Source organism: Phenylobacterium sp., assembly GCF_035475775.1.
Lineage (GTDB): Bacteria > Pseudomonadota > Alphaproteobacteria > Caulobacterales > Caulobacteraceae > Phenylobacterium.
In genome coordinates, this window is record NZ_DATIMC010000059.1 from 1 (window position 1) to 6,780 (window position 6,780).

Annotated in this window: 9 protein-coding genes and 1 pseudogene; 3 read left to right on the forward strand and 7 right to left on the reverse strand. The window is 69.4% G+C overall.

Annotated features, from left to right (window positions below):
- The 3 genes from VLI41_RS07085 to VLI41_RS07095 form a co-directional block, all read right to left on the reverse strand.
- Window positions 1–644, reverse strand: a 644-nt coding sequence (locus tag VLI41_RS07085; RefSeq protein ID WP_325267368.1) for an EAL domain-containing protein, incomplete at its 3' end; no start/stop codon positions are given.
- A gap of 221 nt (window positions 645–865) precedes the next feature.
- Window positions 866–1,744, reverse strand: coding sequence for a 3-hydroxybutyryl-CoA dehydrogenase (locus VLI41_RS07090; protein ID WP_325267369.1), 879 nt, complete (start codon window positions 1,742–1,744; stop codon window positions 866–868).
- 123 nt (window positions 1,745–1,867) lie between these two features.
- Entirely contained in the window at window positions 1,868–2,758 is an 891-nt protein-coding gene (locus tag VLI41_RS07095; protein ID WP_325267370.1) for a LysR substrate-binding domain-containing protein, read from the reverse strand.
- Between the two features lie 161 nt (window positions 2,759–2,919).
- On the opposite strand from VLI41_RS07095, the gene VLI41_RS07100 reads away from it, so the two are divergent.
- On the forward strand, window positions 2,920–3,279 hold the full coding sequence (locus tag VLI41_RS07100) for a hypothetical protein (protein WP_325267371.1): 360 nt from the start codon (window positions 2,920–2,922) through the stop codon (window positions 3,277–3,279).
- Between the two features lie 99 nt (window positions 3,280–3,378).
- On the opposite strand, the gene VLI41_RS07105 is transcribed toward VLI41_RS07100, so the two are convergent.
- Window positions 3,379–4,323, reverse strand: a complete 945-nt coding sequence (locus VLI41_RS07105; RefSeq protein WP_325267372.1) for an electron transfer flavoprotein subunit alpha/FixB family protein — start codon at window positions 4,321–4,323, stop codon at window positions 3,379–3,381.
- The gene (locus VLI41_RS07110) at window positions 4,324–5,073 is read right to left on the reverse strand and encodes an electron transfer flavoprotein subunit beta/FixA family protein (RefSeq protein ID WP_325267373.1); all 750 of its coding nucleotides are present in this window, start codon (window positions 5,071–5,073) and stop codon (window positions 4,324–4,326) included.
- A 157-nt stretch (window positions 5,074–5,230) separates the two neighbouring features.
- On the opposite strand from VLI41_RS07110, the gene VLI41_RS07115 reads away from it, so the two are divergent.
- Complete coding sequence (locus tag VLI41_RS07115) at window positions 5,231–5,533, forward strand: hypothetical protein (RefSeq protein WP_325267374.1); 303 nt, start codon at window positions 5,231–5,233, stop codon at window positions 5,531–5,533.
- On the opposite strand, the gene VLI41_RS07120 is transcribed toward VLI41_RS07115, so the two are convergent.
- Both VLI41_RS07120 and VLI41_RS07125 read right to left on the reverse strand, forming a co-directional pair.
- Complete coding sequence (locus VLI41_RS07120) at window positions 5,530–6,105, reverse strand: cob(I)yrinic acid a,c-diamide adenosyltransferase (protein ID WP_325267375.1); 576 nt, start codon at window positions 6,103–6,105, stop codon at window positions 5,530–5,532. The genes VLI41_RS07115 and VLI41_RS07120 overlap by 4 nt on opposite strands.
- A 19-nt stretch (window positions 6,106–6,124) precedes the next feature.
- Window positions 6,125–6,322: a twin transmembrane helix small protein gene (locus tag VLI41_RS07125; protein WP_325267376.1), complete on the reverse strand. Its 198-nt coding sequence runs from the start codon at window positions 6,320–6,322 to the stop codon at window positions 6,125–6,127.
- A gap of 311 nt (window positions 6,323–6,633) precedes the next feature.
- On the opposite strand from VLI41_RS07125, the pseudogene VLI41_RS07130 reads away from it, so the two are divergent.
- Window positions 6,634–6,780, forward strand: a pseudogene (locus VLI41_RS07130) (TetR/AcrR family transcriptional regulator); the annotation flags it as partial.

Here is a 6,780-nt window from a genome sequence, read left to right on the forward strand (position 1 = left end):
CGGAACAGCAGCAGGTTGTCGATGGCGGTGACCAGGCCCGCCGGCTCGGCGACCGCCAGGTACTCGGCCGGCATCAGCACCCGCCCGCTCTCGTCGCGCAGCCGCGAGAAGCTCTCGTAGAACACGGTCCTGCGCTGCGGCAGCGCCAGGATGGGCTGCAGGTAGAGATCGACGCGGTTTTCGGTGAGCGCGGCGCGCACGGTCTCGAACAGCGCGCCGGAGGGCCGGGGCGCCTCGCCCGTCGGATGGCCGAAGGCCGGCGCCGATCCGTGCTCCGCCAGCTGCTGGGCCATGCGCTCCACCAGGTCCTCCAGCAGGTGGACCTCGTCGGCGAGCGCCTGGGAGCGGCGGATGGCCTCGCCGGCCGTCGTCTCGGCCACCTCGGTGACCCGTCGGTCGAGCCGCTCCACCTGGTCGATCAGGATCCTGTGGGCCTCGCGCACCGCGGCGATCTCGCCGCGGATTGCGCCGGTCTCCAGCGCGCGCTCGATCAGGCCGTGGAAGGCGAAGCAGAGGCCGAGCCCGCCGACCAGCGCCGCGACGCCCGCGCCCCAGCCGCCGCCGTAGCGCCACAGCGTCAGCGCGACGATCAGCGACAGGCAGAGATAGGTCGCAACGAGTAGCGCAAGCGTGAGCCGCCGCATGGTCCCGCCATCCCGAATCACCCGCCGAGTATCCGCCGCCGAATCCGTGGAAGTCGATGGATTAAGGGCCGCAGGATGGTCCCTCCCTTAACGGGGAGGGACAGCTCGCCGAAGGCGAGCAGGGTGGGGATGTCACGAGAAAGCGCGGAGCCTGAACCTTGCAGCCCCACCCGTCTCGCGCTTCGCGCGATCCACCCTCCCCATTAACGGAGGGCAAAAGCTCAGCGCGTCGGCACGGGCGTCTCGCCGCGGTAGTCGTAGAAGCCGCGGCCGGCCTTGCGGCCGAGCCAGCCGGCCTCGACGTACTTCACCAGCAGCGGACAGGGCCGGTACTTGGAATCCGACAGCCCCTCGTAGAGCACGTTCATGATCGAGAGCACCGTGTCGAGGCCGATGAAGTCGCCGAGCTCCAGCGGGCCCATGGGATGGTTGGCGCCCAGCCGCATGGCGGTGTCGATCGCCTCCACCGTGCCGACGCCCTCGTAGAGGGTGTAGATCGCCTCGTTGATCATCGGCACCAGGATGCGGTTGACGATGAAGGCGGGGAAATCCTCGGAGTTGGCGGTGCTCTTGCCGAGCGACTGGGCGAAGCCCACGGCGGTGTCGTAGGTGTCGGCGTCGGTGGCGATGCCGCGGATGATCTCCACCAGCTTCATCACCGGCGCCGGATTCATGAAGTGCAGGCCGATGAACTTCTCGGGCCGGTCGGTGACCGAGGCCAGGCGGGTGATCGAGATCGAGGAGGTGTTGGAGGCCAGAAGCGTCTTGTCGCCGAGGTGCGGCCCGAGCGCCTTGAAGATGGTCTTCTTGACCTCCTCGTCCTCGGTCGCGGCCTCGATGGCGAGGTCGGCGCCGCCCACCTGCTGCAGCTCCTCGGCCGGCTCGATGTGCGCCAGCGCCAAGTCCATAGCCGCCTGGTCGATGATCCCGCGCACCACCTGGCGGGAGAGGTTGCGCTTGACCGTCTCCAGACCCGCGTCGATGCGCTCGCGGGAAACGTCGTGCAGCAGGACCTCGTAGCCGCCGAGCGCGGCGACGTGGGCGATCCCCGTCCCCATCTGGCCGGCGCCGATCACGCCGACCCGCTTGATTTGAACCATCCGGCGAAGCCTCGATGCGCGGGCCGGCGCAAGCTTTGCGCACCGCCCGCCAGGGTCGGTTTTCTAACACCCGATCACCGGCCCGTCGCAAGTCCTTTGCTGCGCCGCAGCGAAAGGGCGGCCTCAGGCGGCCCGCGCCGACTCCGCCGCCGTCTCCGCCTGGAACCAGTCGCGGAGCCTGAGGATGCGCGGCAGCTTCGGGTTGCCCGGCCGCCAGACCGCGTAGAAGCTGACCTCGGAGGCCACGCCGTCCTCGAGCGGCCGGATCAGCCGGCCGGCCTCCAGATCGGCCTCCACCAGGCCGCTGCGGCCGAGCGCGACGCCGAGCCCCGCCGCCGCCGCGCTCAGCACCAGCACGGAATCTTCGAACACCAGGCCTGAGATCTCCGGGGCGGGCAGCTGGAAGGCGTCGAACCACAGCGACCAGGGCCGGCGACGGTGGTGGATCAGCGGCACACTGAGTAGATCGTCGGCGGCGCGGATCGGGTGGCGCTCGGCGAACCCCGGGCTGCAGACCACGAACAGCCGCTCGGTGAACAGATGGCTGGCCTCGGTCCCCTCCCATTCCCCGTTGCCGTAGCGGATGGCGAGGTCGACGCCGTCGGTCACGAAGTTGGCGAAGCGCTCCTCGACCAGGACGCTGAGGTTGGCGCCCGCAGGGTCGGCCAGCAGGCGCGGCAGCCGCGGCGCCAACCAGCGGGCGGCGAACTGCGGGTCGATGCTGACCACCAGAGGGTCGTGCTCGGCGGCGCGGCCGAACTCCTCGACCGCCGTCTGGATGATGCCGAGGGCGCGACCGACCTCCCGCGCCAGCTGTTCGGCCTCGGGTCGCGGGATCATCGCGTTGCCGCTGCGCTCGAACAGCCGCGCGCCGAGTTCGGCCTGGAGCTTGCGGATCTGCTGGCTGACCGCGCCGTGGGTGACCGCGAGCTCAGCCGCCGCCCGGCTGTAGCTGCGGTGGCGGGCGGCGGCCTCCAGGGCGCGCAAGGCGAAGAAGGGCGGCAGGCGGCTCACGGCGTCTAGGTAGGTGCTCAGCTTGGCTGCGCAAGGACGAAGTTGTGAGATCGGCTAACAGCCTGTCGCAGCAACTATCGTTCGCAGGCTTGGCCGCAAGCGGCTATCTGAGGACCAGCGGCGCCGCACGTCTTGAGCAGCAAAAACAAGGACTTCTCGCCATGAAAGCGCAGCTTCTCATGCTGGGCGCGGCCGCCTTGCTGGCCGCCTCCACACCCGCACTCGGCCTCGACCGCGCGGTGCAGAGCTTCATCGATCACGCCCAGGCGGCGGCCGACGCCAAGCTGACCGCGGCCGGGCTGGCCCCCTCGGGCGACACCAAGGTCCGCGGCACGATCTCGGCCGACGGCCTGATCACCGGGCTGCATGTGGTCGGTTCGTCCGGCTCGCACGACAGCGACTACGCCGTCGAGCAGGCGCTCCGGCGCCTGAACGTCGGCGAGCCGCCGACCGGCCTGATCGGCGCCCAGCTCACGCTCGACCTCGCGCCCGCCGGGCTCCAGGCGTCGCACGCCCGCTGAGGGCGCGTTCCGAGGCGGATCCGCCCAACAGATCCGCGAAAGGAAGGGGGCGGCTCCTCGCCGGGGCCGCCCCTCATTTTCTCCAACCGCCGACGGGCGCTACTTGCCGACCTTGGCCAGCTCGCTCATCAGCTCCGGGATCGCGGTCTTGTAGTCGGCCACAAGGCCGTAGTCGGCCACCTGGAAGATCGGCGCGTCGGGGTCCTTGTTGATCGCCACGATGGTCTTGGAGTCCTTCATGCCGGCCAGGTGCTGGATGGCCCCCGAGATGCCGATCGCAATATAGAGCTCGGGCGCGACCACCTTGCCGGTCTGGCCCACCTGATAGTCGTTGGGCGCATAGCCGGCGTCCACCGCGGCGCGGCTCGCCCCGACCGCCGCGCCCAGCTTGTCGGCCAAGGGTTCGATCACCCGCTGGAACTCCTCGGCCGAGCCCATGGCGCGGCCGCCGGAGACCACGATCTTGGCTGCGGCCAGCTCCGGCCGCGCCGACTTCACCAGCTTCTGGTCGACGAAGTGGGTCTTGGCGGGCGCGCCCGGCGCGGCGATCGTCTCGACCGGGGCGGAGCCGCCCTCGGCCGCCGGCTTGAACGCGGTCGGTCGGACGGTGAGCACCTTCTTCGCGTCGGACGATTGCACCGTCTCCAGCGCATTGCCCGCGTAGATCGGCCGCACGAAGGTTCCGCTGTCGAGGATCTCGATCACGTCGGAGATCTGCGCCACGTCCAGCTTGGCGGCGATGCGCGGCGAGAAGTTCTTGCCCTGCGAGGTCGCCGGCGTCAGCACCGCGTCGTAGTTCGCCATCAGCGGAACGACGAGAGCCTCGAAGGCTTCCGCCAGGCCCTGCCCCAGCTCTGCGCTCTCGGCCAGCAGCACCTTGCGCACGCCGGCGAGCCTGGCCGCAGCCTCGGCCACCGCCTTGCAGCCCTGGCCCGCCACCAGCACGTCGACCTCGTTCGACAGCTTCTGGGCGGCGGTCACCGTCTTGGCGGTGTCTTCCTTCAGCGCGGCGTTGTCGTGGTCGGCGATGACGAGAACGGCCATCTAGAGCACCCCCGCTTCGTTCTTCAGCTTCATGACCAGGTCGGCGGCGGTCTCCACCTTCACGCCTCCGCCGCGCTTCGGCGGCTCGGTCACCTTGAGCACCTTCAGGCGCGGCTGGGCGTCGACGCCGAGCGAGGCGAGTTCCTTCACGTCCAGCGGCTTCTTCTTGGCCTTCATGATGTTGGGCAGGCTCGCGTAGCGCGGCTCGTTGAGGCGCAGGTCGGCGGTGACCACCGCCGGCAGATCGAGCTCCAGGGTCTGCAGGCCGCCGTCCACTTCCCGCGTCACCTTGGCCTTGCCGCCGGAGACCTCGATCGCGGAGGCGAAGGTCGCCTGCGGCCATTCGAGCAGCGCCGCCAGCATCTGGCCGGTGGCGTTGTTGTCGCCGTCGATCGCCTGCTTGCCCATGACCACCAGATCCGGCTTCTCCTCGCCGACCACCGCTTTCAGCACCTTGGCGACGGCGAGCGGCTCGAGGTCGTCGTTCGTCTGCACGAGGATCGCCCGGTCGGCGCCGATGGCCAGCGCCGTGCGCAGCGTTTCCTGCGCCTGCTGCGGGCCGATCGAGACGGCCACGACCTCGGTCGCGACCCCCTTCTCCCTCAGCCGCACCGCCTCCTCGACGGCGATCTCGCAGAACGGGTTCATGGACATCTTTACATTGGTGAGGTCGACCCCGGTCTGGTCTGGCTTGACGCGGACCTTGACGTTGTAATCGACCACCCGTTTGACCGGGACCAACACCTTCATCGCTAGCCGGCGCCTCGAATTTGCATTGCGGAAAAATCGGTCGATGGGGGCAATAGCGGTTCCCGCGCGCATTGCAAGCCGCCCAAGTTCGCGGGCGCCGCAAAATGGGCGCGATGGCCGGCTAGCCAGCCCGCCCCCGAATTCCTAAAACGCCCCCATGAACCCGACCATCGAGCGCCTGAAGGTCATCTTCGTCGGCATCTTCCTCGTCTTGAACGTCGTCCTCGCCGTCTGGCAGTTCGGCTGGGTGCTGCCGCGCAAGAACTGCGAGGCGGCGCACAAGTGGTGGGACGGCTCCCAGCGCGTCTGCGCCCAGCCGATCCTGATCTCCGACATCACCGGGCGGGTGATCGACAATCCCAAGGCCAAGGAAGAGGCGCTGCGGGCGCTCGGACGGCTGCCGCCGGAACCCGCCAGGCCGCCGCCGCCGCAGGCTGCGGGCGGCAAGCCGCAGCCCTAGCGCGTCGCGCCGGAGTCCCAGAACACCTCGGCGGCCCCGCGATCGTTGGCGAAGCGGGCGGCGACGAACAGCAGGTCCGACAGCCGATTCAGGTACTTGAGCGCGGCCGGGCTCACCGCCTCGCCGGCCTCGGCCAGGCGGACGGCCGCGCGCTCGGCCCGGCGGCAGACCGTGCGCGCCAGGTGCAGCGCCGCCGCCGCCGCGGTCCCGCCCGGCAGGACGAACGACTTGAGCTCGGGCAGCGCCGCGTTGAGCGCGTCGATCTCGCTCTCCAGGCGGGCGACCTGGGCCTCGCTCACGCGCAGCACCTGGCCGTCGGCTTCGCCGCGCTTGGCCGGCGTGGCCAGGTCGGCGCCGAGATCGAACAGCTCGTTCTGGATGCGGGCCAGGCTCCCGTCGAGCGCATCTGCGCCGGCGGTGTGCAGCCGCGCCAGGCCCAGGCAGGCGTTGGTCTCGTCCACCTCGCCATAGGCCTCGACCCGCGCGCTGGCCTTGCTGACCGGCGCGCCGGTGGCCAGCCGAGTGGAGCCGGCGTCGCCTGTGCGGGTGTAAATTCGGTTCAGCGTCACCATGGCGCGATCACCCCGCCGCTCAGTGCCGCGCCCGCCACCAGACCGCGCCCATGAGCACGGCGATGGCGATGGCCTGCATCACAACTCTCAATCGCATCAACTTGTTGGAGTAGGACCGGCCGAAGTCACCGCCGCGAAACAGGGCGTAGATTCCGAACGCCAGGACCACGGCGACCGCCGTCAGGGCGGCGGGGATGAGATAGCTGAAGACATCCATAAGTCGACTCTATGACACGGCGCACTTGCGAACCACCGTCAAGCGAGGTATCGGCCCCGTTATATGTCGATTGAGCGTGTTCAACGATCTGAGTTGGTTGAGGGCGTCCCAATTCGGCCCAAGTCCGGGTCCAGATAACTCGGCGGCGCATGCCAGATGTCCGTTTTCCGAGACGGGCACAAGGCCCCCAGGGCGCGCGCCGCCAATGTTATCCAGGTAACCTGATCGTTGAACGCGTTCGCCAAGAGGGCTGGCCGGCCCCCCCGAAGCGACCGCAGAACTGAGAGAAAGGACGGTTGACCCGTCAGCCCATGAAGCACGTATCTCCCCTTAAAGCCGTTGAGAACGCTCCGATGAAGGCGCCAACTCGCCGCGCGCTCGCCAAGCAGCAAACCCGGGCCAAGGTGCTGGCCGCCGCCCGTCGCCTGTTCAGTGAACAAGGCTATGAAGGCGCCACC